Source organism: Elstera litoralis (assembly GCF_000963705.1).
GTDB classification, from domain to species: domain Bacteria; phylum Pseudomonadota; class Alphaproteobacteria; order Elsterales; family Elsteraceae; genus Elstera; species Elstera litoralis.
Genome location: NZ_LAJY01000816.1, coordinates 1 through 1,022, shown reverse-complemented (window position 1 = coordinate 1,022; position 1,022 = coordinate 1). Strand labels below are relative to the sequence as shown.

At 58.1% G+C, this 1,022-nt stretch carries 1 protein-coding gene; it reads right to left on the bottom strand.

The window, feature by feature from the left end; all coding sequences use genetic code 11:
* Positions 1 to 359: 359 nt before the first annotated feature.
* The gene (locus VZ95_RS19960; protein WP_052711548.1) at positions 360 to 848 is read right to left on the bottom strand and encodes a hypothetical protein; all 489 of its coding nucleotides are present in this window, start codon (positions 846 to 848) and stop codon (positions 360 to 362) included.
* Between the last annotated feature and the right edge of the window lie 174 nt (positions 849 to 1,022).

Genomic DNA, 1,022 nt, shown 5'->3' with positions numbered 1-1,022 from the left:
CCAGACCCACATTTCCTCAATCCAGCCTTCGTCGCCCGCGGTTGGGTGAGACGAATATCGGTTGGGTTCCTTGGTAGAGCAGCCGCCTTTACGGGCGGAAGGGTGCCGGTTCAAATCCGGTCCTGGGAAACTGGGAAGCTCTTACCCAATCGGCTTTCGTCGTCTCACCTTCGCTTCGGTGCGAATGCGGGTTGAGTTCCTGGGACAGCAGCCCCCAATGCGGGGGAAGATGTCGGTTCAAGCCCGGCTCCTGGAAACGGGAAAGCTGCTACTCAATCTTTCCTCGTCGCACTGAAAAGCGGCTGAAAAGGAAAACCCCCGCCGAACATAGGTTCGGCGGGGGTTTTTCATATCAGTGTTTAGAACTCTTCGGCACGCGGCGGAATAATATCCGGCCCCCATTCTTCCACTAAGGTTTCCTGGCGCTTTTGCAGCGAGGAAATTTCCTGGCGGTCGCGGAAGGCGGTCATGCGCAGTACCAGCTCCGGCGTCCAGGAGAAGACCAACCAGCCCATTGCCGCCGCCCCATAGATCACCAGCCACGAGAAGGGGTTGGTCATAATATGTTGCAGCGCAAGGCCGGTTTGACCATCAACGAAAAGCTTCACCACCCACGGCACCAGGCCGCAGAGGTTGAAACCGCCGACGCAATAGGCCGCATATTTTTCCGGGCGGCGGTCGATCACCAGGGCAACCAAGGTCGGCAGCATGCCGAGCGTTACCAGAATGGCCACCTTCCAGGCAAAAACCATCAGCACCGGCACGATGATCCAGGCCAAGAGTGCCACGGAGGAGGTTTTCTTCTTCTGCCCACGGTTCAGGCCTGGGCGTCGCAGCATATCAGCCATCGGAACAGCCCCTTTACATCATCGTCGCAAAAATGGTGACGGCCGTCACCACACTGACCAGCAATCCACCGATAGCCGCCGCCAACTGTTCCCCGAAGTGGCGGGATTCATCGTCCCGGCGCGGCTTTTCGGTTTCGAACTGCTTGAGCTGATATTCGATGGCGCGATATTCCG